Here is a 20,810-nt window from a genome sequence, read left to right as displayed (position 1 = left end):
TAGTCGGTGTGCTCGCCGATCAGGTTCACGCGGCCGGGGCCGGCCCAGACGCCCGCGGCAGGGCGGCCGAAGGTGCGCTCGAAGGCGGCGGCCGCGCTCTCGGCGCCGGCGGTCAGGGAGGCGGGAGCGGCGGTCATCGGTTCTCCTCGGCGGCAGCGGCGGCGATGTCGGCGGCGCTGGTGGTGGTGGCGGCGGTGGAAGTCGCCCGAGCCCACGACCGAACCTGACCCCACCCTCGCCAGGCGGTTCGCCGTCTTCGGCATCAGGCCGACAGAGTCAGAGCGCCAACGGATCTCGCGGAGGCTCAGGCGGCGGATCGGGATCGAAGGCAGCCAAGGCGGTGGGGTCCGGAGCTGCGGGCGCAGGACGTTCGGCCGACGACCTCGCCGGTGGCCGAACCTCGAACAACAGCAGCAGCGGTAACCGACACGCAATACCACGATGACCACCCCGACATCGGCCACACCGGTTGTGGCGCAACGCAGTTTCCCCTATCCGAGGAGTGAGTAGATGGCGACGAGAACCGAAGCAGGTCTGCTCTACCACGGGTGGACCAAGCCCCGAAACACCGGATTGTTCGGTGCGACATGGGCAGCGACGATCATCGGGTTCGTCCTGGTGATCTCGGTGATGGTGACCATGATGTTCGCCGGCTTCGGCACAGGCGTGGTCGTCGCATCAATCGCGACAGTTGTTGCCGCACCGCTGGTGTGGAGCAGAGATGGCCGATCCGGATACGAAATGACGGTGCTGAGAATGCAGTGGATACGAGCACGACGCAGGAAAGAGAACATCTACCGAGGCGGGCTGTTCTCCGAACTACCCGGAGGCAAAGCGTTCCTCCCGGGCATCATGGCCCCGACCAAACTCTACGAAGGCGAAGACGCCGCCGGGTTCCGGTTCGGGATGATCCACATGCCCGCCAAGCACTGCTACACCGTGGTGCTGCGCGCCTGGCCGCAGGGCGACGAAGCAGTCGATCAGTCCCTGATCAACAACTGGGTCGGCGAATGGGGAGTCGTACTCGCCGCGATGGGCCAGACCTCCGACATCGTGGCCGTCGTCCCAGTCATCGACACCGTCCCCGAAACCGGCAACCGGTTGCTCGCCGAAGTCGACCGCAACACCGCACCGAATGCACCTGCCCTGGCTCAGCATTCGATGTACGACCTCGCCGAGTCGCTGCCCACCGAACAGGTCCAGCTCGAAGCCCGGATCGCAGTGACCTTCCGCGCCACCACCGATGCCCGCAAGAAGGACCCCTCCGAGCAGGCCGTCGAGATCAGCCGTCGACTACCCGGGCTGTGCGCGGCCCTCAAATCGGCGTCGGTGATGGTCCGGCCCATGCCTGCGGCCGACATCGTCGCCTTCGTCCGGCGCTCCACCGATCCCGCTTCACAGGCAGATCTCGAACGCGCGTCGTCGAGCTCGGCCGGACACGGACTTCACTGGGACGACGCCGGACCGGTCTCGCACGAGGAGAAGTTCGACCAGTACGTCCACGACGGTGGCCGGTCGGTGACCTGGGAAATGGATTCCGCTCCCGCCAGCGCCGTCGACGAGGGCGTCCTGCGGCGCATCCTCGCTCCCAATCCCGACGTGCCTCGCAAACGTGTCGCGATCATCTACCGACCGCACACCGCGGCAGATGCGGTCAAGATCGTCGACACCGACTACAAGAACGCACTCATCGCCGAGCAAGGCGGGCGCGGCATCGGATCGGTGACCGCCTCGATCAAGGTCGAATCGACCTCCCGCGCCCGCGAAGAGCAGGCCCGTGGCCACGGACTGGTGCGCTTCGGGGTGCTCATCACCGTCACCGAGCCCCTCACCGGCGACATCCCGGCCATCGAAGCCATCGTCCGCGATCTGTCGGTGCAGTGCCGTCTCAAGATCCGCCGCGCCTACCGATGGCAGGCCGCCGGGTTCTACGGCTCCCTCGGCATCGGGGCAGTGCTGCCCGAACACGCCACCCTCCCCGGCGCACTCGCCGGATAAGCACCCGAGACGAGAAGAGGACCCGTCCATGGTCAAGATCCTCGACGACACCGCCCGCGCGGCCCTGGTCGTCGCCGCGAACCGTCCCGGCGTCCGCAGCATGTTGGCCAAACACAAGCTCGCCACCGACGACCGCCGACGCCGCAACCGCGACGCCGCGGACTACTCGTCCTCGGCCGACGGCTTCGCCCGCTCCACCCTGCGCCTGACCGACCGCGGATTCGCCGGTCCAGGGGGCGGGCGCACCAACACCGTCGGCCGACAGATCGAGTACCGCGCCACCTCCGTCCAAGCTGCCGGCCTGTGGCCGTGGTCGGTCGGTGCCGGAGCACCACTGATCGGGACCCCGATCGGGCAACACCTGCTCACCCGCGCCGCGGTCTGCTTCGACCTGCTCAACTGGTTCATCGAAGGGCTGATCACCGCACCGGTGGGCTTCGTGCTCGGACTCAACGGTTACGGCAAGTCCTCGTTCGTACGACGCGTGGTCCTGGGCGGTATCGCACAGAACGTCACCACCCTCGTCCTGGCCGACGTCAAGCCCGACTACCGCAAGGAAATCGAAGCCGTCGGAGGCCAGGTGATCGACCTCGGCTACGGATACGGACGCATCAACCCGCTCGCCGGTGGGGTCCTGGGATCGGTGATCCCCACCCTCTCGGCATTCCCCGACCTGCAGCGCCGCATGCTCGCCGAACTGCGCGGCCGCCAGGTCCAGGTCGTCTCGGGACTGATCGAACTCTCCCGCGGCGGCCCCGTGCAGGACTTCGAGGAAACCATCCTCGCGACCTCGCTGAACCTGCTCTACGGCGAGATGGGCTACACCCCCGATCGCCCGCCCCTGCTCGGCGACCTGCTCGCCCTCGTCATCGACGGACACCCCGAACTGATCGCCGACGCCGGCGAAGACACCGTCGAGGAGTACCGGCGCTCGACCAAACGCCTCCGGCAATCACTGCGCGGGCTGATCAAAGGCCGGTTCGGTGAAGTGTTCAATGGACACACCACCACCGAAATCGATATCGACGCCGTCGCCATCTGCATCGATGTCTCGCACATCGCCGAAGGCGACACCAAACTCAAAGCGGCCGTGATGCTCGTGTGCTGGTCCGATGGCTTCGCCGCCATCGAAGCCGCACACGCCCTCGCCGACGCGGGCCTGGGACCGCAGCGCTACTTCCAGGCCATCATGGACGAGCTCTGGCAGGTCCTGGGACTGGGCGACTTCATGGTCGACCGCGTCAACGCCCTCACCCGCTTGAACCGAGCCATCGCCACCGCGCTGTGGATGATCACCCACACCATCACTGACCTCGAATCGCAGTCGACGACCGGATCGGCGAACAAAGCCCTGGGCTTCCTCGAACGCGCCCGCGTCAAGGTCATCGGCCCGATCCCGGAAAAAGAAGTCGAACGCCTGGCCGGCATCGTCAAGTTCACGGCCACCGAATCCGACATGGTCAGCGGATGGTCCGCGCCGCCGCCCATGACCGGAGATCGCCGCAAACACGATGAGCCGATCGAGCCCCCATCCGGACTCGGCAAGTTCTTGATCAAGATCGGCGAGAGCGAACTGAGCCCCGGCATCCCGGTACAGCTGATCTTCTCCGCCGCCGAGATCGACGCCGGCATCCACGACACCAACTCCCGGTTCAGTGAGTTCGCCGACGCGAACCTCGTCCGCGAGGTCATCGAAGCCGACATCGCCGCACCTGAGCAAGCAGGAGCGCTCGCATGATCGCCGAACGCAAGTACAAGCGCCTCACCCCGGAACTGCGGGCAGCAGCAGTACAGACCGTCGCCAAGGTCGCCACCGAGGTGTCCTCCCGGTGGAGAGCGATCGAGCTCGTCGCCGAAACCCTCGAGGTCCACCCGAACACCCTGCGCAACTGGGTCGTGGCCGCCGGCCGCGACGCCGCCCCCGTCACCACCGAAGAAGCCGAGCGCCGCGCCCGCGAACACAAAGTCCAGCTCGCGGCCGCGACGGAGCTGATCGCCACCCTGACAGCAGGAATGGGCCCGCACACCGGTCGGCGCGCATAGCGACGTGGACGCCAAGAAACTTCTCGTCGCCACCGCCGCGACACTTCTCGGGCTGGTCCTGATCGTGGTGGTGATCCTCGCTCCGGCGTCGACGACCATCGCCTGCGCTCCCCCGTCCGGTGCCGCGGCCGGCGCGATCGCGCCGGCCGGGACGCTGGTCAAGCCCACCGCCAGCGACACCACTACCGACAGCTCCGGTTTCGGCCCCCGGTGGGGCACCGTCCACCAGGGCATCGACCGCGCCGGCCCGGTCGGTACACCGATCTACGCCTTCACAGACGGACGTGTCGCCGAAGCCGGGGAGGCCGCCGGATTCGGGCACTGGATCGTCCTCGACCACGAGATCGACGGTCGGACCTACTCCACCGTCTACGGTCACATGTTCGCCGACGGTGTCCTCGTCTCTGCCGGCCAGCACGTCTCGGCCGGCCAGGAGATCGGAAAGATCGGCAACGACGGCGAATCGACGGGCGCACACCTGCATTTCGAGGTGTGGGAGGGCGCGCGGCTCCCCGACGGCGCTGGAACCGCAGTCGACCCCGCTCCGTGGGTCGCCAAGGCAGCCGAGCCCGGCACCGCCGCCCAGCCACAGACCTCGAGCTCCCCCGGTGCAGGAACGGGCGGTCTCAATGCCGCACAGCTCGCACTGGCGAAACAGACCGTCGCCATCGGCGAGGCGATGGGGGTACCCGAACAGGGCATCGTCGTCGCGCTCGCCACCGAAGGCCAGGAGTCGACCTATCGGATGCTCGCCAGCTCGAATGTCCCGGACTCCACGAACTACCCCCACGACGGCATTGGATCGGATCACCTGTCGGTCAATCAATTTCAGCAACAAGTCACGATCTGGGGCACGACGGAAGAGCTGATGAATCCAGTGACCGCGAACATCAAGTTCTACACCGCCCTGCTGAAGATCCCCGGCTGGCAGTCGATGGCTGTCACCGACGCCGCCCAAGCAGTGCAAGGGTCTGGCCACCCCGGGGCCTACGCCGACGACGAACCACTCGCCCGCCAGCTCTACGCACAGTTCAAAGGTGCCCGCGCCGACCTGACCGCCGACGACCTCGCAGCGATCGCCAACAACGGCACCGGCGCGGTGGCCACCGCCGTCGTCGACGGCGGTACCGCCCCCGGTGCCTGTACCCCGCCTGCCAGCGGAACGAGCGGAGGACCGACCTTCGTCCCCGGCGGCCCATTCGGAGCCAATGTCATTGCCGCAGCGTCGAGATGGATCGGCACACCCTACGCATGGGGAGGCGGAGATTCGAGCGGTCCGACCCGAGGAATCAGCGACGGCGGAGGCGCAGCCGACGCGAACGGCGACACCTCCAAAACCGGGTTCGACTGCTCCGGATTGACCCTCTACGCCGTCTTCCAAGCATCGGGCGGAAAGATCACGCTCCCGCACTACACCGGCGACACCTCCAACCCCGGACAGCTGGGTGACCCACGGGGGCAACAGATCCCGTTCGAGGACAAGCAACCCGGAGACCTCATCTACTTCGGCTCCGGAGGCAACACCCACCACGTCGGTATCTACACCGGCACCGAAGGCGGCCAGGACATGCTCCTCAACGCCCCTCAGTCCGGCCAAACCGTCTCGATCATGCCGCTCTCCGGCTGGGCCGGAGAAGACATGTACGTCAGGAGATTCGGATGAACACCACACCACGCACCCACCGACGCGCCGCTCTGGCCCTGCTGGCGGCCCTCACCTTGGTCATCGGTGGCTGCGGCAGCGACGACTCCGGTCAGGACACCGGCGACCAGCCTCTCGATGCCGGCGGACCGACGACCTCGCTACCCGCGCCCTCGACCCCGGACCTGCCACAAGCCTTCGCCGGGGTCGACCAGACCGATCCCGAGCAGGTCATGCTCGCCGCCGCGACCACCCTGTTCTCCTACACCCCGGCAGACGAGCCCAACCAGCTCGCCGCAGCGAAGCGGGCGCAGCCGCTGTTCGACGAGCGCTACTACGCCGACAACGCCGCCTCGTTCATCGCCCTCGCCCCGATCACCGGCAACCAGTGGCAGGACTGGGCACAGGCAGGTGCCCGCGTCATCGCGGTCGCCGCGATCGGCGGCGACGACCATCCCGCCGATCAGAGCGGACGAGTCTCACGCGTGGTCACCGTCACCCAAACCGCCACGACCCCCGACGGAAAGACACTGGGAACCAACACCTTCGCGGCATACTTCACCGCCACCAAACTCGGCGTGTGGCGCATCAACGCGGTGGCTGTGCGATGAGCTTCCTGGTCCTCTACGGCCACGGCACCGCCGCCGGACCTTCTCCCGCCCCCGCCCTGCAGATCGCAGCCGACAGCATGATCGGCTACATCGACGAGCTCGAACGAGGCCACACATTCGTTGCCGTACAGGGCCATTCGCACGCCGTGACACCGCTCCAGGTAGCCGATCCACCGGGATCGCGCACAGCCCCCGGCTTCACCGTCACCATCACCGCCATCGTCGAAGTCTCCTGACACACCCGCCCACGAACGAGAAGGACTCCTCACATGAGCACTCGCAGCGTCAAAGACCCCGCCACCACCGACGGCTCCCTGGTCCTGCTCGGCATCGGTTCCGCCGTCGCCGCCCTCGCCGGAGGCGGACTGTGGGCCGGCATTCACCTGGGCACCGACCAACCCGCCCCGGACAATCCCATCGCCATCGCCAAACGCCTCTTCCGCGGCGATCTCGTATGGCAGACCGGCTCGACGATCGTCGTCGTCCTCGCCGCACTGGTGCTGCTCGCGGCGGCGGTCGGAGCGCTGGTGCTGCTCGGCCGCCACCGGAGCAAGAAAACCCGCGTCGACGACAAAGCCCGCTACCTCGGCCGTGGCCGCGACATCGAATCGCTCAGCGAGAAAGGATGCAGACGCAAAGCAGCGGACCTGGCGATCGAGCTGACACCCACACAGGTACCCGGCGTCCAGGTCGGCCGCCACCTGCTCTCCAAGCAGATGCTGCGCGGCAGCTACGAGGACCTGCACTGCGACATCTGGGGGCCGCGGACCGGTAAGTCCTCCTCGCGGGTCATCCCAGCGATTCTCGACGCCCCGGGCGGGGTGATCACCACCTCCAACAAACGCGACGTCGTCGACGCGACCCGGCTCTGGCGCAGCGTCCGCCTTCTCGACCGCGTCACCGGGGAACCGGTCAAGGCCGCGGCGGTGGACTGGAGCACCTACGGCGACAGTAAGGCCGTCCCGGCCAAGGGCATGGTGTCCGTCGAGTCCCTCGAGCGGCGCCCGGTGTGGGTGTTCGACCCTCAGCAGGTCGCCGACGAACAGCCCAGCTGGTGGTGGAACCCGCTGACCTGGGTCACCGACGAAGTCAAAGCTGCCGACCTCGCCGAACACTTCGCCTCCGGCGACGACGGAGTCGAAGCCAAGAAGGACCCGTTCTTCGACCCCGAGGGCCAGGACCTGCTCGCCGGGCTGATCCTCGCCGCCGCGGTGGCCGGACGCCCGATCACCGACGTCTACACCTGGGCAACGCAGGAAAAGAACAAGGAGCCCGTCGAAATCCTCCGAGGCACCGCCGACGGCCGATACCGCCTGCAAGCGGATGGCCTTGCCGCACAGTACAACCAGACCGAGAAGCAGCGATCCGGCGTCTTCACCACCGCCAAGAAGATGATTCGATCGCTCAAGCTCTCCGCAGTGCACCCGTGGATCCGTGCGAGCGGACCCGGCGATACTCGCCCGCACTTCGACCCGCGGGCGTTCGTCGCCGAGGGCGGCACGATGTACAGCCTCTCCCGCGAAGGAAACGGCTCCGCCGGTCCCCTGGTCACCGCCCTGACCGTGGCCATCATCGACGCCGCCGAACAGCTCGCCACCACTTCCCCCAAAGGCCGTCTCCCCGTCCCCCTCCTCGCACCGCTCGACGAGGTCGCCAACGTCGTGCGCTGGGCGAAACTACCCGGCCTCTACAGCCACTACGGCTCCCGCGGCATCATCATCATGGCCGTCCTCCAGTCATGGTCCCAAGGCGTGAACGTCTGGGGCACCGAAGGAATGCGCAAACTCTGGTCCGCCGCCAACGTCCGCATCTACGGCGGCGGCGTCGCGATCGACGACGGCGAATTCCTCCGCAACATGTCCACCGCGATCGGTGATCACTGGGAAATCAGCGGATCGGTCTCCACGAGCGATCACGGCCGCAGCGTCTCACGCTCGCGCACCAGACAACGCACCTTCACCGAAGCCGAACTCGAAGCCCTCCCCCGCGGACGCGCCATCGTCCGATCATCGGGCAACACACCGGTTCTCGTCCGGACCGTGCCGTGGTGGGAAGGACCGAACCAGGCCGCCGTCGTCGCATCCATCAGAGTCCACGACCCCGAAGCCGATCGCACCCTCGCCGGCGCAGTCACCCTCGTCGGGAACGTCGACCTGACCAAAGAGGGTGCAGCGTGAGCGAGGATTTCAGCTTCGACGGCCTCGACGACACCGCCACCGAGGCTGCCGCGGGATCGTTAAGCGAGCCGATGCAGGCCCGGGTCCAGGCGGGCGTCGACCGACGCCTGAGCGCCGAAGTCGACGCGATCGCCGCCGCACAGTTCGAGGAGCTCCTGACCCCCGAGCTGCACCACCAGCTCGCCGAGGCGACACGGGCCCGGATGGAAGCCGAGCTCGACGCCGCACTCGACGCGGCCGGCAACGAGCCCGAACCGCTCAAGTTCGGGTCAGTGGAGGAGTTCGTGCGCGACCACCTCGCCGTCCTCTACCGCCGCGAGGTCGAAGACGTACCGCACCGGTGCTGGTGCCCGCAGTGGTGGCGGCACGCCGAAGCCGTCGCCCGCCTCGAAGCGCTGTGGCGATCGTTCGAGCACCTGCGCAAGGACCCACACACCGGCATGAGCGTGTGGCTGCGCGATCACGCCGACCACCACATGGAAAAGCTCTTCGCCTCCGACGGCCCCTTCCAGAACTGCGATACCCGCACCGGACACTCCGACCGGCTGCATCCGCTGCCCGTGGACCCCGCGCCACCAGCGATGTTCCCCGACCAACGACAGCGCTGACCCCCACCGATCCGGTAACGAGCCGGACCGCCAATTGAAAGGTGACACCACATGTCCGATGACGAGCTCGGCTCCGCCAGTAGAGAAGTGGGGATGGTGTTCCGCGTCGGGATGCAGCTCGCATCCCGTTTCGCCGAACAGAGCGCCCGCCGACGTGAACAGCAGTCACGCGAGGCCGAACAGCACAGCAACCAAGCTGCGCGCGAATACAGCGAACGGCTCCGCACCGAACGGATCGCCGCCGAAACCCAGCTCCGCAGGCCTCTCGACCCTCAGTGGTGGGACCGGGCGACACCTCACGACATCACGACCGTCTACGAGCAGGCCAAGGCCTGGGAAAGCGAGTCGGCGATCGCCACGCAAGCCGCAGCGGCAGTCCGCAGCGAAGTCCACCGTCGATACGGCGTCGACATCGCTCACGACCGCGACGCGCGCACGTTCATCGACGACAGTGCGAACAAGCAAGCCCTCGCACAGACCGCCGAACAGACGGCCGCAGGTGATCGCATCCAGGCCGCAGCACTCATCGCGGACGCCGAGCAGCACGACGCCGCAGCGCAGCAGCGTCGCGCCGAGTACGACCGAAAGTCCGACGACGCCAAGGAAGTCAACTACGGGTTCCTCACCTCGCAAGTCAGCAACGTCGCCATGGCCAAACGCTCGCACCTCGAATACCTCGACACCGTCACCGCAACCGACGACCCTCTCACTACGACAGACAAAGCCGCACTGGAACAATTGGGCCAGGAAGTAGCGGACCTCGAGCACTCGATCGAGGACGCATTCGGTGGTGCCGGCCTCGTCGCTGCAGCACGCTTCACTCAGCTCTTCACCGACACAGAGGCGTACGACCACTTCATCAAATCCACGACCTCGAGTGGCCTGGTCGACGAGCGCGCAGCGCAGATGGCGAAAGTCTCTGACTTCTACGAAGAAGCCCTCGCGCAGGGGGAACTGGGCGGGCACGAAACCCCATTCGAGCCGACGGATCGGACGGAGATCCGGCAGGCGCGTTCGAAGGCCGGAGCGAGCTACGACAGTGCCGGACGCCGGGAGCAGTTTGTCTCGGACATGCGCGCGGCCGGCGTCGACGACGAAGCGATCGCCGCGCGGATCTCCGCAGACATCTGCCAGGGCGCACCCGCCGGCGCCATTACAGTGCCTTCGACGAAATCACCTCAAGCACGCAAAGGACGTCCCGGCAACGGAAAGCACACCGACCGCGAACGTTCCGGCCGCTGACCCTGTCTCACGCCCAACCCCCATCCAACACAGGAGAACCCATGAACACCATCACCCGCACTGTCGCCACCGCAGCCATCACCGCCGCAGCATTGATCGGCGGGACCGGTCTCGCAGCAGCGGACGTGCCACCTGCAACCCCGAGCCTGACCGGCGACGACATCGTCACCGTCGGAGACAACGGCGGCTGCAACGGACCCATCCACATCGACCGCACCACCGACCGCACCAACCCCGGCCAACTGACCATCACCGCCACACCCCGCGGAGACCTAGGCACGCGTCCGGGCTGCGGAACAACCATCCAGGTCGACTGGGTGAACGGCATCGCACCGTTCACCCACTCCGCACAACACACCCTCGACGGGGGCCCCGCCACCATCACCGTCGACGCCGGACTCGGCGCAAGCTGGGTGACCGTCTCCGTACTCCCCCAGCGAGCATTCGCCGTATCGAACTACATCTGGATCGCTCCGTAGTCGCGAACTCGGAACGAACACGACTGCCCACTTCGAGCTTCGAGGTGGCAGTCGTGTCGGAGCGCTTTGCGACAATCTGCCGTCACAAGGCACCCACCCACTCTGTTCGACTGCTCACCAGCGGAGGTATCCCATGACCGGCTACTTCATCGGTCGTCCGAACGATGATGTGTTCCCGTCCCCGCCCCAAGCTGCCGTGCGGGCGGTTCGATCGCCGCTGCCCAAGCATGTACCGGCTCTACTCGACGGCATCGATGCGGTTGTACGACCGCGGCTGGACGATGTGCTGCGCTACCACCAGAAGATGGCACCCAGATGGGACCACCCGCAACCACAGTTGAGCGAGGCAGAACGATTCGAGCGGTACAGCAACTTCGCTGTACGGCTGGCACTTTCGGCTACTTCCGGCGCAATCCAGGGCGAGACCTATTACGCCTCTCCCGAAGCATCGGCCCTCGTGCAGGAGGCATCGGCGCAGCCTGCCGAACTCGTCCCCGCGACAGTGGCCGATCTACCGTCCCCCAGCGGGTTCGCGTATTTCGGTGCGACCGTACCCGAGGAATCGTTCTACCTGCTGTGGCACACAGACAGTGATCCCACGTCCTCCAACAGCGTCGGCATCCAGATGGCGACGGCCGCCGGCTTCGAAGCATTCCTGCTCCAGAACGGTGAAGCAGGGTGGGGCACCGATCGCGCTCTACACATGCCACTTCAATCGATGACCATGGACATCGGCGAACCTGCGGACGATGCTCCGCCCGGTCTGAGCGCAGGCTGGGGGTTCCTCACCCAGCCACCGCATGCTCCCCGTGCCCCCGAAGGCTTTCGAAACACTTTCTGCTGGGACGATCCAGCCCTGTTCATCCGCGTCCTGATGGCGTTCACCGACCTACTGCGGATGGAACGATCCAACCTGACCACCAGCGACGAAACCGTTCTGTCCAAACGCACCCACAGTCGAGGGCGCAGGGTGGAAACAGTCGTACGCCACCTCAGCTACCGCGGCTCGGCCACTACTGCCGACTCAGTCGGACAGGGAAACCGTCTCAAGAATCGACACATTGTTCGTGGCCACTGGCACACCTACCGCTACGGTCCGGACCGGCAGGAGCGACGACGACGCTGGGTCGAGTCCCACATCAAGGGCCCCGACGGCGCACCGCTCGTCGTGCGCCGACGCGTCAACATAGTGCCTCCACCACCCGAGACAAGCTCCGCGAACTGATCACGCTATTGGGCTTGGTAGGCCTCGTCGGCATCGAGGATGCCTACAAGTTCGGCAATCTTCACGGCGATGTCCTCCATGGAGTCCTCGGCCGTATTAAATCCACCACGCGTCGCCAGCATGGGGCTGACCTGGTCGAGCTCCTCGAAGGTCACACCATGCATCACTGGCACCAATAGATTGCGGCGTAGCAGAGCGCTGAGCTCACTGTTCGCGATACTTCGATCGGTGTTCAGCTTCTCCAGCATCGCGGGCGTCACCAGAACGAGGCCCATGCGGGACTTCGCGAGCCCTTTATCGATCGCAAGGCGCATGTCCGTTCCCGGCATCAAGGACACCTCGCTGAACCACACCGACACTTCATTACCGAGCAGCAACTCATACACCACTTGCGCTTCGGTCCGTCGGTCCGGCCATGCGTGGCAGAGAAACACATCGGTCGGCTGCGTTCGGTCCAGGATTGCTGTGCGTACCGGCTCAAGCTGGCGAACCTGATCCGCCGTATAGGAGACAGTCGAGTTCTTTGGCGACCAGCTGGGACGGGCGGGGCGGCTTCTACTACGCCCACTGCTGCTGCTATCTGTCGAACCGCCGCCCCTGGCGACTGGGGTGGGCTGCGGTGAGTACCGCGGGTTGGACGGCCTTGAGTAGCCTCCACCCCGTCCGTGGACTGGGCAGTCCGCACCGCCACCCCTGATGTGGCCTCGCTTGGGAGCTGTACACCCAGACATAGATTGGTCCTCCTTGGAACCGAGCGCCGTAGGCCTTCGACGGCGATCCCTATCCAGACATTTCGGTTGCAAGTCGACTCTACTTGCACCCACCGACAGAACTTGCTCGACGAGCTCTCCAGCTCTGGTGCGGCGGGCCTGCGTAGAGCACCGACTAGTCCGCCGGCCGGGTGTATTCGAACCGGTGCGGTCCGGCCTCAGGCCACGTACCGTCGACGAGTTTCTCCGTCGAAGTGACGGACGGCCTCGCTACGCAGCTCCGTCCTCCCACTCTTCGTCCCTCGTCGACCGGTCCGTCCCGACCGTGTCGTTTGTGCGAGTCTCAGGACGCTGCGGCTTGCCGGGCGTGGGGTCGGGCTCGATCGCTGAGCCCGTTGTTGTCCGGTTCAGGCTATCTTCGATTCCTTCTAGAAGTATGACGAGCATCATCAACCCCGGAATGGCGAGAATGAATGCGATGGCTGGCATCCAATGAGGGGCAGCAACGAAGACCATCCCCAGGAGGAGCCCAACGAAGACAACGGTGGCCATTACCGAGAACATGAGCTCGCCCAGGTTCAACGGCTCGCGGAGTGGTAGCGGTTTGAAAGGACGCGGTCTCGGCTTGTATAGCCGCCGCAACGAATAGGCGTTTAGTACAAGGTGAAACCCGAATGGGAGCGATCGGAGTGCGCGCTCTCCGGGCAGTCCATCGGTCGATGCGTACAACTTCTCTGCGTCGCACACCCACTCCCGATGTACGTCATCACGAACTTCGTTCGGCAGCAATCTAGCTGCGATATCGATCATGGTCGTAGGAAGGCGGTCCGAACGGGTTCGAAGATCGTCACCGACCACTTTTCTGGCCCAAGCTCCCAGGATCCACAGCATCGTGCCGACCAGAGCGACCGCAACCCATCCCAGAACAGTCACCACCCTGCCCTCTTTCGCCGTGCAGCCCCTGTCTGGTTCACGTGCTGCGGTGCCACGATCGGGAGCGATCCGTCGAAATGGCCTCCGGAACGCGTAACGGCTGTTTGCGCTAGGGGAACCGCGGAACGACGAATCCGGTACGAAACGCGAGGAGGGCCACCGCTTTCCCCATCGACTCGATGGGCTCGCTCGATCCAGCCCGAGTTCTCCAAGCGCTTCAGGATTTTGTATGTCTTGGCGCTGCTGAAACCAGTTTGCTTCATCAAGGCGTAGCCGTACTGCGGACGATTCGTGTCCTCAAGAAATTCTCTCAGGACAGCGGCAAGCGCCCTAGTCACTCGGACTGTGCTGGCCATGATGAAATGTTACATAGTTTGAGTCCCTGAGATGAGACGAACCGGATTTCTGCACCAATCGATGCGTCGGCCTAGCTAGCGCCCATCTCGCCCGCCTCGCTCCCGGTCGTTCTTGTCCGGGCGGAACGGCCGCGCCTGCTCGATGTTTGCTGAATTCGGCACATGCGGAGTTGGCGACGAGCGCATCGTGTACGCGACGCGTGCCGCCTCTTCGGCGTCCGCGAGTTCAGTCTCGGTATACGTCACCTCTCGGGCTGTTGCAGTGCCATCACGCTCGGCCACGGCGACCGAGGTCTGCCCTGGCGCGGGTTGAGTGGCTTCGAGCCGGCTGTGCACCGCACTGAGCCGTTCCCGGGTGACGATTTCGAGATCGTGCGCGTACGAGGCATCACCGGCCGCGCGTGACGCCGCCGCAATGGCTTCGGTTGCTTTCATCAACTGCCTCAGCAGAAGGATGTATCCGGTGGTGGCGTCGAGTCCGGGTTTGCAGGCCATCACGATCAACGCCGCCCCGCCGGCCGACACCACCCCGGCCGGTTTCGCGGCGCGCTGGTGCGCCGGCAACTGCGCCGCGCGGGCGAGCTGCTTCGATGCATGTGCGAGTGGTCCCGGACGCGTCTCGACCTTCGCCGACCACGCTGCGAACACTCCCGAAGTGCGGCCGGCCGCGCGCGCCCACTGCGCGCGGTCGGTGACCGGAATGCTCGTGAGGTAGTCGTTCCACCGTTCGAGATCCTCCGCTGCTCGCGCGAGCAGTCTCGGATCGGCCACAACAGCTTCCGGTCCGCTCCGCCTGGCGGGCTTCCCTGCTTTGGCTGCAGTCCATTCGTCGACGGCGTTCGCCACTTGCTCGGAGGAGGTATCCCATTCGCTGCGCAGGCGCGGCAGCGTCAGATCTTTCGACAGCTTTCCTCCGCCGTACCAAACAGGGGCGGCCGCGGCCTCGCCGCGATTCGGTCGCAGCGCCACCGAATAACCCTCGACAGCGTCGGTGGTTCCCTTGGTGAAACGTGGCCTCACCAACACACCACTGCCCCGTAGACGACGCACGAATTCCGCTTCGGTCGTCGACGCGGTAGCCGCAGCACGCACGCGACGCTCCAACACATCTCGACCGGTCTCCGGCAGATGCGCCCGGTCAGCACGACCTTGCTCGGCGGGCTTGGTTCCGCGGCCACCGAGTTGCTGCTGGCGGGACTGCAGAACTTCCAGACCGTACCGGTGTTCGAGGGTGTTGCACGCAGCCTGTGCCCGCTTACGGTCGTTGAACGTGTTGACCTTCGTACCGTCCTCGCGAACAGCGGATGCCGCGATGTGGATGTGGTCGCCGCCGGCCTTGGTCTTGCCATGGCGGATCGCCACCCAGCGAGCTGGTGCGCGCGGGGAATCCGGATTGTCGAAGTCCATTTCCTTCATGAAGTCGGCCGCGATCGTCGCCCACTTCTCATCGGGCAGCTCGCCCTCGTCGGCCTTGAGTGACAGCGAGCAGTGCCAAACGTTCTGATCGCTTGTCGCGTCCGCGACCGCCACGGATCGAGGTACCCCAGTGTCGACCGCAGCGTTCGCCTTACCCCTGTTGGTTACCTTCACTTCGGTACCGAACGCCAACCGCGCTTCGTCGACATCGTGCGCCAGATGTACCGCGTCTTCGTGCGTCAACTCACCAACCGGGGCACGCAGCAGAACGACATCGTGCCCTGCCACCACATGAGGGTTCTCGTGTTCGTTCGCGCGTCCAGGACCGGCGAGGTACACCATCAAACCGGTCATCTTCGCGCCACGCGAGATGTTCGGCATCATCTGCCAACCAACTCCGACCGAGTAGCTTCCAGCCGGTCGACCATCCGCCGCACGGCATCGAGTGCAGCGGCAGTTTCCGGCTCCAACTCGCCCGTCGCGTTTGCGACTTTGGTGAGCTGATTGAGGTTCCGACCGACCGCCGCTACCAGACGAGACAGCTCGAACAATCCCGCGAGATCCTCGTGCGAGATCGCTGCCCGCGGCTGCGACAACGCAGCATCGGCCAGCAACCGAGACACCGTCACTCCAGCGACCCTGGCCTTTGCCTGCGCCGCCAATTCCTGCTCATCGGTCAGCTTTACGACGTGTCGATTCTGCCGGCCACCGTCCTCGTTGGACTGACGAGTTCGACGCCACGCCATGCGCTCGCTCATCTCGACCGCCCTTCGTGTTCTGCCCGGCTTTCACAGGCCTAGCGCAGCGACCCCAGCCGGGGACCACACGGCCAGTGTGCCAGGCGCGCGCCCAGTGCGCCACACTTAGGGCACCTAAGTTATAGCTTGCTCCGCCTGGGGCACCGCTGGTGGCCCGCGGAGCCTGCGCAGTGGGTCACCAGAAAAGACGCTCAGGACGAGCGCCGCGAGTTCCGATTTCGCGCGCCACAGGTGCGCGGCCGGCGGTTGTCCCCGGTTGTGGATTTCGGAGCCGATTGTGGGTGCCTGAGATCGAGCGGAGCGGCCTGGGAACTCTCGGACATCCACATGAGGACCACGTCCGATCCCCAGCTGGGGGCAACCGCTCCCGTGTGCCTGGGCATGATGGACGGATGGGAGTCTTCGTTGGTGGTCAGCTGTTGAGCATGTTCCTCAAAGAGCAAGCGGCCTCCGCGTTAGCCGCGGCTGAGAGAGTCGACCTGGACCGGATCACAGAGGAAGCGCTCGACGACCTGGAGGCGGCGATCTGGGAGCAGGCCGGAGTCGAGCCGCTTGAGGTGTCGTGGGACGACAAGTGGTCGGCTGGAGCGGCGGAGAAGTCGATGCCGATTCATCGAAGCGACGGACCATCTGTAGACCGGAAGGTGCGAAGCTTGGAGGTGTACGTTCCGTACACCGGCACCAAAGAACTCTGGTCGAAAGTCATCGACGGCGCACAGGACCTCGTACGCAGCGGTGAAAACCTACTTGGCCGGGCGAAAGTACACAGCGACGAAGAATTGATGATCGAGATGTTCGTTGGCGGCATGGAGCTTCGTGATGTCACGAACGAACTCAGCTGGACCACGAACAAGGTGAAAACGTACGTCGGCTGGTGCAACGAACGCGTCGAAACGTGGAGCACCACCGTCCGTGCGGACGTGCGCGCCCGCCTGCAAGAGCGCCGCCTCGAAGCACAACGGGGGGCCGCCTTGGACGATGCTCTCGGGATACCTGTACGGAAACGGCCGACCGAAGAACAGATCCCCATCCCGCTCACGCGAAAGAGCCTGAAGCTTCCCCCCGCAGGGATGGCGCGCAGGGGTCAGCCAGACCATGTCTTGGAAGAAGAAATCTACGAGGATGTCGTGCGGACCATCGACCGTCTGGCGGTTGCAATGGAGCGCACGTCCACCGCATTCGGGCTGAGCGAGCCAGAGATCAGAGACCTGATTCTGATCGTGCTCAACGCCAATTACGACGGGCAAGCGGTGGGTGAAGCATTCAACGCGGCCGGCAAGACAGACATCCTGCTGCGATGGCAGAACCGCCACGCGTTCATCGGCGAATGCAAGTTCTGGACCGGACAGAAGTCGGTCACCGACGCAGTCGACCAACTGTTGAGCTACACCACCTGGCGTGACACGAAGGCCGCCCTCGTGGTGTTCATCAAAGACCGAAAAGACATCGGGGCCGTGATCAAACTAGCGAAGGAGACAATGGAATCCCACCCCGACTGCAAGGGCTTCGATTCGACCAGAACCGAGTGGGACAGCTGCACTCGCTACATCCTGCGAAAGCCCGACGACGCAGACCGTACGGTCGCCGTGGCCCTCATCCTCGTACCGCTATATGCGGGCAAATAGACAGCTGCGCTGTTGCGTCCGGTAGCCCGCAGGCGACCGCCCCGGCAGATTGCAGATCGGGCCACCCGGTGTGATTGAGTTGGCTCCACAGAAGTAAGGCGATGGAAGGCTACGGCGTGAAATCCATTTTCCCGGAGTGGTACAGCGGCGGCTCGGCAGAGGACAGGGACGCTCACGCGGCCGAGTTCATTACGGACGCTAGTGCGACGGTTGCGTTCGACGCCAGCGCACTCCTCCAGCTGTATCGCGCGGACCCCGCTGAGCGCTCCGAAATTGTTGCAGCAATCGGGGCAGTTGGTGACCGACTGTTCGTCCCGTATCACGCAGCTCTTGAATATCAACGTGGCCGCGAGGGTGCGATCGCCGAACAATACGAGCGTTTTGCCTCCACACAGTCCAGCTTTCAGAAGTGGAGAAATTCGACCGCAGAAGGCTTCGCTAGCTCGGCAATCGGAAAACGCGTGCGGGCCGCATCAGAGCATGCCTCCGCAGAGTTGCGGAAGCTTGTAGACGAGCTTAGAGCTGAGTACGCACTCACAGTTGACAAGGACGACGTGAGGGACGCTCTGGATGCGCTGGTGACACCCGACCGTATGGGTGCAAGGCCCACAACCGCACAAATTCTCGAGCGTGCTGCTGAATACGAACGCCGCGCACCCCTGGAGATCCCGCCCGGGTATCTGGACGCCCACAAGGGAGCGCCGGCCATGTACGGCGACTACCTCATCTGGCGCGAACTCCTGGACAAGGCGAGTGCGACCAACCGGCCTCTGCTTCTCGTGACCAATGATGAAAAAGGCGACTGGTCGTACACGAACAGAACCCCGCGCCGAGAACTCGTTGAGGAGATGGGCACGGTCGCTGGTGTCGCGTACCACCACATGAACCTCAAGACCTTCCTGCGTCTAGCGAAAAAGCACCTCGATGTTTCTATTGCGGACGACACGATCGAAAGTGTCGAGGAAGGTTCGCAACTCTCAGACGAGGAGGTTGCAGCAGTAGCTCACTTGAAGACAAGCCTCGCCGAACAGCTCGCAGAGATCGGCCAGCTATCACGAAGCCCGATCGCCGACTTCCTCGCCGAATCACAACGAACAGGCCGCAACCCGATCGCCGAACAGCTCGCAGAGATCAGCCGGCTATCACGAAGCCCGATCGCCGACTACATCGCCAAATCACAACGAACAGGCCGCAACCCGATCGCCGAACAGCTCGCAGAGATCAGCCGGCTATCACGAAGCCCGATCGGCGACTACATCGCCAAATCACAACGAACAGGTACAGACGCGGAGAATGGCGAAACGCGCGCCTCGTCGGAAGAACCCGGCCCTGACGATAGTGATGATGGATCCCTCGGAGATACCTCGCCGGCCAACTAGTCACCGCCCCACGGCGCGTGCGCAGACGATCACTAGCCGCGTACAGGTCAGCCGCTCACGCGAAGGCGTCGAGGTCGAGTGCGATTTCGACGCCGTCTTTCTCGACGACGATCTTCGGGTGCACAGCGCCGGTCGCAGCGAGGTACTGCCGCAAAGTTGACAGCAACAGATCGTCGCGGCCCTCGATCCGCGACACCGCACCCTGATTGGTCCCGAGCAGTGCAGCCATCTGAACCTGGGTGAGGTTGCCGGCCTTCCGAATGTCGGCCAACCCTTCGGCGTACACCCGGTTCATCGTCTCCCGCTCGGCCGCGTACTCGCGCACCGTCTCCGCAATCGCCGGCTTGGTACGCAACTGCTCGATCCGGTCGTTCGCACGCCGGAACGACTTCTTCTCGCTCTTGCTCATCACTGCTCCCCTTCTGTCTCGCGCAACCAACGCTCGATCGCGACATCGGCCCTCGCGCCGACACCGTCGTAGAACACATCACCCATCCGCGCCTTGTCGGCCGCGAACAACGCCACCACCACCGAGCTACTGCCGGGCGGGAACCAACAGATCAACCGCAGCGCGATCTGCGCATCGAACGGATGCGCCGTGCGCCACACCGGAAACTTCTTCGACTGCCGCACTCTCTTGAGATCCGGCCGATCCTCCACCGGAACGCCGTCGAGCTCGCGCAACTGCACCAACGCATCGGTCACCCGCGCGAGGACCCGCACCGACGCAGCATCCCCGGCGTCGGCCTTCGCCTCCACTCGATCGAGCCAGTCGAAGAACTCTTCCGGTGCATCAACATCCACCAACCGAGTATACCTCGCACGGCATATGTCACGCAAGGCATATCCGGGTCGGTGGGGTGCATCTGTCGGGCCGATTCGATAGCGTTGCCCTCGGATATCGGACGGCGTGTGGGCCGCCCGAGACCGCGTTGTCACTCAGCGCTGCGCCGTCTATGGGCGCGTGCTGCACGCCGTCTCCGAAAGGTCCCACACATGTCGCTCACCCCTCTCGATCCCAACACCGTTCGCGCCGCCGCACAGGCCGCACTCGAGACCCGTCTCGGTCTCATCGACGCCATCGTCGCCGCGCAGAACGAACGCGCCGCAGCGGCGTCCAGGGTCGCCGAAGCCCAAGCCGCCGAACGCGCGGCCGCCGCGACAGAGCTTGCCGCGATCAAAGCCGCACTCGACGGCGGCTGGTCCGCACCCGAGCTCCGCAAGGCCGGACTGAAAGTCCCCACCTCTGCCGTCTCCGGCAAGAAGACCGCGACCACCGCGGCCACCAAGACGGCACCTCGGCCCCCACGCCTGCAACCGTCGTCGACGCCGGCCAAGAACGAGGACAACGCTCCCGAGTCGACCGGCGGTGAGGTTGAGCAGAAGTCGCCGGATGAGAGCTACGCGAACGCGAGCTGACCGATGGCATCCCTGATCGGCTCGACCTGGGTTCTGGTGTTCGTCGGTGTCGTCGCAGCAGGTACCGCCGGGCTACGCCTGGCTCTCGCCGATAGCTGCGAGCCGATGGATCGAACCACCACCGCCCTGTCTGCGGCCGCTGCGGTGTGCGGACTCGCTGCACCCGCGCTCGTCGCCCTCGCATAACCG

Annotated in this window: 23 protein-coding genes; 15 read left to right on the top strand and 8 right to left on the bottom strand. The window is 65.2% G+C overall.

Going from position 1 to position 20,810, the window contains the following annotated elements; translation table 11 throughout:
• The coding region (locus CH278_RS13215) for a galactokinase family protein (protein WP_143536259.1) at window positions 1-137 on the bottom strand (137 nt) is incomplete at its 3' end.
• Window positions 138-510: 373 nt separating this feature from the next.
• Here CH278_RS13215 and CH278_RS13210 point away from each other — a divergent pair.
• The 11 genes from CH278_RS13210 to CH278_RS27780 all read left to right on the top strand — a co-directional run bounded on the left by CH278_RS13210 (window position 511) and on the right by CH278_RS27780 (window position 12,025).
• On the top strand, window positions 511-1,998 hold the full coding sequence (locus tag CH278_RS13210) for an SCO6880 family protein (protein ID WP_094622101.1): 1,488 nt from the start codon (window positions 511-513) through the stop codon (window positions 1,996-1,998).
• 28 nt (window positions 1,999-2,026) lie between these two features.
• On the top strand, window positions 2,027-3,736 hold the full coding sequence (locus CH278_RS13205; protein ID WP_179274565.1) for a hypothetical protein: 1,710 nt from the start codon (window positions 2,027-2,029) through the stop codon (window positions 3,734-3,736).
• Window positions 3,733-4,041 carry a transposase gene (locus CH278_RS13200; protein ID WP_094622100.1) on the top strand — a complete coding sequence of 103 codons (309 nt, stop codon included), beginning with the start codon at window positions 3,733-3,735 and terminating at the stop codon, window positions 4,039-4,041. Before CH278_RS13205 ends, CH278_RS13200 begins: the two co-directional genes overlap by 4 nt.
• A gap of 4 nt (window positions 4,042-4,045) precedes the next feature.
• Complete coding sequence (locus CH278_RS13195) at window positions 4,046-5,704, top strand: peptidoglycan DD-metalloendopeptidase family protein (RefSeq protein ID WP_094622099.1); 1,659 nt, start codon at window positions 4,046-4,048, stop codon at window positions 5,702-5,704.
• Window positions 5,701-6,294 carry a hypothetical protein gene (locus CH278_RS13190; protein WP_094622098.1) on the top strand — a complete coding sequence of 198 codons (594 nt, stop codon included), beginning with the start codon at window positions 5,701-5,703 and terminating at the stop codon, window positions 6,292-6,294. The genes CH278_RS13195 and CH278_RS13190 overlap by 4 nt, the downstream gene beginning before the upstream one ends.
• Entirely contained in the window at window positions 6,291-6,530 is a 240-nt protein-coding gene (locus CH278_RS13185; RefSeq protein ID WP_094622097.1) for a hypothetical protein, read from the top strand. The genes CH278_RS13190 and CH278_RS13185 overlap by 4 nt, the downstream gene beginning before the upstream one ends.
• A gap of 33 nt (window positions 6,531-6,563) precedes the next feature.
• Window positions 6,564-8,471 carry a type IV secretory system conjugative DNA transfer family protein gene (locus CH278_RS13180; RefSeq protein WP_094622096.1) on the top strand — a complete coding sequence of 636 codons (1,908 nt, stop codon included), beginning with the start codon at window positions 6,564-6,566 and terminating at the stop codon, window positions 8,469-8,471.
• Window positions 8,468-9,079, top strand: coding sequence for a DUF4913 domain-containing protein (locus tag CH278_RS13175; protein ID WP_256991948.1), 612 nt, complete (start codon window positions 8,468-8,470; stop codon window positions 9,077-9,079). Before CH278_RS13180 ends, CH278_RS13175 begins: the two co-directional genes overlap by 4 nt.
• 51 nt (window positions 9,080-9,130) lie before the next feature.
• A complete protein-coding gene (locus CH278_RS13170) occupies window positions 9,131-10,321 on the top strand; it encodes a hypothetical protein (protein ID WP_143536258.1) in 1,191 nt (396 codons plus the stop codon).
• 41 nt (window positions 10,322-10,362) lie between these two features.
• Window positions 10,363-10,800, top strand: a complete 438-nt coding sequence (locus CH278_RS13165) for a hypothetical protein (RefSeq protein WP_094622094.1) — start codon at window positions 10,363-10,365, stop codon at window positions 10,798-10,800.
• A 133-nt stretch (window positions 10,801-10,933) separates the two neighbouring features.
• On the top strand, window positions 10,934-12,025 hold the full coding sequence (locus CH278_RS27780) for a hypothetical protein (RefSeq protein ID WP_218828708.1): 1,092 nt from the start codon (window positions 10,934-10,936) through the stop codon (window positions 12,023-12,025).
• A 5-nt stretch (window positions 12,026-12,030) separates the two neighbouring features.
• On the opposite strand, the gene CH278_RS28005 is transcribed toward CH278_RS27780, so the two are convergent.
• The 5 genes from CH278_RS28005 to CH278_RS13135 all read right to left on the bottom strand — a co-directional run bounded on the left by CH278_RS28005 (window position 12,031) and on the right by CH278_RS13135 (window position 16,198).
• On the bottom strand, window positions 12,031-12,756 hold the full coding sequence (locus CH278_RS28005) for a toll/interleukin-1 receptor domain-containing protein (protein ID WP_094622093.1): 726 nt from the start codon (window positions 12,754-12,756) through the stop codon (window positions 12,031-12,033).
• A gap of 249 nt (window positions 12,757-13,005) precedes the next feature.
• Window positions 13,006-13,671, bottom strand: a complete 666-nt coding sequence (locus tag CH278_RS13150; protein ID WP_143536257.1) for a hypothetical protein — start codon at window positions 13,669-13,671, stop codon at window positions 13,006-13,008.
• Complete coding sequence (locus tag CH278_RS28230; RefSeq protein WP_094622091.1) at window positions 13,665-14,024, bottom strand: PadR family transcriptional regulator; 360 nt, start codon at window positions 14,022-14,024, stop codon at window positions 13,665-13,667. Before CH278_RS28230 ends, CH278_RS13150 begins: the two co-directional genes overlap by 7 nt.
• Before the next feature lie 75 nt (window positions 14,025-14,099).
• Window positions 14,100-15,824 carry a relaxase/mobilization nuclease domain-containing protein gene (locus CH278_RS13140; protein WP_143536256.1) on the bottom strand — a complete coding sequence of 575 codons (1,725 nt, stop codon included), beginning with the start codon at window positions 15,822-15,824 and terminating at the stop codon, window positions 14,100-14,102.
• A complete protein-coding gene (locus CH278_RS13135; protein WP_094622090.1) occupies window positions 15,821-16,198 on the bottom strand; it encodes a plasmid mobilization protein in 378 nt (125 codons plus the stop codon). Before CH278_RS13135 ends, CH278_RS13140 begins: the two co-directional genes overlap by 4 nt.
• A gap of 425 nt (window positions 16,199-16,623) precedes the next feature.
• On the opposite strand from CH278_RS13135, the gene CH278_RS13130 reads away from it, so the two are divergent.
• Together CH278_RS13130 and CH278_RS13125 are read left to right on the top strand one after the other, a co-directional pair.
• Complete coding sequence (locus CH278_RS13130) at window positions 16,624-17,823, top strand: hypothetical protein (RefSeq protein ID WP_094622089.1); 1,200 nt, start codon at window positions 16,624-16,626, stop codon at window positions 17,821-17,823.
• 101 nt (window positions 17,824-17,924) lie between these two features.
• Window positions 17,925-19,202: a PIN-like domain-containing protein gene (locus CH278_RS13125; RefSeq protein ID WP_094622088.1), complete on the top strand. Its 1,278-nt coding sequence runs from the start codon at window positions 17,925-17,927 to the stop codon at window positions 19,200-19,202.
• Between the two features lie 55 nt (window positions 19,203-19,257).
• On the opposite strand, the gene CH278_RS13120 is transcribed toward CH278_RS13125, so the two are convergent.
• Complete coding sequence (locus CH278_RS13120; protein ID WP_094622087.1) at window positions 19,258-19,611, bottom strand: helix-turn-helix domain-containing protein; 354 nt, start codon at window positions 19,609-19,611, stop codon at window positions 19,258-19,260.
• On the bottom strand, window positions 19,611-20,006 hold the full coding sequence (locus tag CH278_RS13115; protein WP_094622086.1) for a hypothetical protein: 396 nt from the start codon (window positions 20,004-20,006) through the stop codon (window positions 19,611-19,613). The genes CH278_RS13120 and CH278_RS13115 overlap by 1 nt, the downstream gene beginning before the upstream one ends.
• A gap of 192 nt (window positions 20,007-20,198) precedes the next feature.
• On the opposite strand from CH278_RS13115, the gene CH278_RS13110 reads away from it, so the two are divergent.
• Window positions 20,199-20,621, top strand: a complete 423-nt coding sequence (locus CH278_RS13110; RefSeq protein ID WP_094622085.1) for a hypothetical protein — start codon at window positions 20,199-20,201, stop codon at window positions 20,619-20,621.
• Window positions 20,622-20,624: 3 nt separating this feature from the next.
• Entirely contained in the window at window positions 20,625-20,807 is a 183-nt protein-coding gene (locus CH278_RS13105; protein ID WP_094622084.1) for a hypothetical protein, read from the top strand.
• Window positions 20,808-20,810 lie beyond the last annotated feature (3 nt).

The sequence above is a fragment of the Rhodococcus sp. 05-2254-5 genome (assembly GCF_002258575.1).
Lineage (GTDB): Bacteria > Actinomycetota > Actinomycetes > Mycobacteriales > Mycobacteriaceae > Rhodococcoides > Rhodococcoides fascians.
The sequence above is the reverse complement of the archived record's forward strand: the minus strand, read 5'-3'. Positions and strand labels throughout refer to the sequence as shown.

What these genes read in the sequence shown, in the direction of transcription:
- CH278_RS13210 (WP_094622101.1), top strand. Translation starts at nt 511, where the DNA reads ATGGCGACGAGAACCGAAGCAGGTCTGCTCTACCACGGGTGGACCAAG.
- CH278_RS13205 (WP_179274565.1), top strand. Translation starts at nt 2,027, where the DNA reads ATGGTCAAGATCCTCGACGACACCGCCCGCGCGGCCCTGGTCGTCGCC.
- CH278_RS13200 (WP_094622100.1), top strand. Translation starts at nt 3,733, where the DNA reads ATGATCGCCGAACGCAAGTACAAGCGCCTCACCCCGGAACTGCGGGCA.
- CH278_RS13190 (WP_094622098.1), top strand. Translation starts at nt 5,701, where the DNA reads ATGAACACCACACCACGCACCCACCGACGCGCCGCTCTGGCCCTGCTG.
- CH278_RS13185 (WP_094622097.1), top strand. Translation starts at nt 6,291, where the DNA reads ATGAGCTTCCTGGTCCTCTACGGCCACGGCACCGCCGCCGGACCTTCT.
- CH278_RS13180 (WP_094622096.1), top strand. Translation starts at nt 6,564, where the DNA reads ATGAGCACTCGCAGCGTCAAAGACCCCGCCACCACCGACGGCTCCCTG.
- CH278_RS13170 (WP_143536258.1), top strand. Translation starts at nt 9,131, where the DNA reads ATGTCCGATGACGAGCTCGGCTCCGCCAGTAGAGAAGTGGGGATGGTG.
- CH278_RS13165 (WP_094622094.1), top strand. Translation starts at nt 10,363, where the DNA reads ATGAACACCATCACCCGCACTGTCGCCACCGCAGCCATCACCGCCGCA.
- CH278_RS27780 (WP_218828708.1), top strand. Translation starts at nt 10,934, where the DNA reads ATGACCGGCTACTTCATCGGTCGTCCGAACGATGATGTGTTCCCGTCC.
- CH278_RS28005 (WP_094622093.1), bottom strand. Translation starts at nt 12,756, where the DNA reads ATGTCTGGGTGTACAGCTCCCAAGCGAGGCCACATCAGGGGTGGCGGT.
- CH278_RS28230 (WP_094622091.1), bottom strand. Translation starts at nt 14,024, where the DNA reads ATGGCCAGCACAGTCCGAGTGACTAGGGCGCTTGCCGCTGTCCTGAGA.
- CH278_RS13140 (WP_143536256.1), bottom strand. Translation starts at nt 15,824, where the DNA reads ATGATGCCGAACATCTCGCGTGGCGCGAAGATGACCGGTTTGATGGTG.
- CH278_RS13135 (WP_094622090.1), bottom strand. Translation starts at nt 16,198, where the DNA reads ATGAGCGAGCGCATGGCGTGGCGTCGAACTCGTCAGTCCAACGAGGAC.
- CH278_RS13130 (WP_094622089.1), top strand. Translation starts at nt 16,624, where the DNA reads ATGTTCCTCAAAGAGCAAGCGGCCTCCGCGTTAGCCGCGGCTGAGAGA.
- CH278_RS13125 (WP_094622088.1), top strand. Translation starts at nt 17,925, where the DNA reads ATGGAAGGCTACGGCGTGAAATCCATTTTCCCGGAGTGGTACAGCGGC.
- CH278_RS13120 (WP_094622087.1), bottom strand. Translation starts at nt 19,611, where the DNA reads ATGAGCAAGAGCGAGAAGAAGTCGTTCCGGCGTGCGAACGACCGGATC.
- CH278_RS13110 (WP_094622085.1), top strand. Translation starts at nt 20,199, where the DNA reads ATGTCGCTCACCCCTCTCGATCCCAACACCGTTCGCGCCGCCGCACAG.
- CH278_RS13105 (WP_094622084.1), top strand. Translation starts at nt 20,625, where the DNA reads ATGGCATCCCTGATCGGCTCGACCTGGGTTCTGGTGTTCGTCGGTGTC.